The 336-nt window shown below is 58.3% G+C and carries 1 protein-coding gene; it reads right to left on the reverse strand.

The window, feature by feature from the left end:
* Positions 1-336 (reverse strand): sulfatase/phosphatase domain-containing protein (locus ACG2F4_RS19475; RefSeq protein ID WP_395262607.1); only part of this gene is annotated, 336 nt, incomplete at both ends.

The raw sequence follows: 336 nt of genomic DNA on the forward strand, positions 1-336 counted from the left end.
CGGAGGGCCCGTCGTATCCCGGTATTGAGTCCGCAGGCCGCGCAGCCGTTCTTTCAGCTCCCGCGTCCGCTGGGCGTATTCCGGCTGCCCGTACAGGTTGTTCAGCTCCATCGGATCCTCCTGCAGGTCGTATAGTTCCCACACCTCGATATCATCATAGAAATGGATTAACTTGTAGCGGTCGGTGCGGAGGCCGTAGTGTTTTTTTACCATGTGTTCGTTGGGAAACTCATAGTAGTGGTAGTAGAGGGCATCGCGCCACTGGTCATCTTCGTTCTGGACCAGCGGAAGCAGCGATTGGCCCTGCATCCCGGCCGGTACCTCAACGCCGGCCAG

The sequence above is a fragment of the Halalkalibaculum sp. DA3122 genome, from assembly GCF_043951865.1.
Classification (GTDB): domain Bacteria; phylum Bacteroidota; class Rhodothermia; order Balneolales; family Balneolaceae; genus JAMQKA01.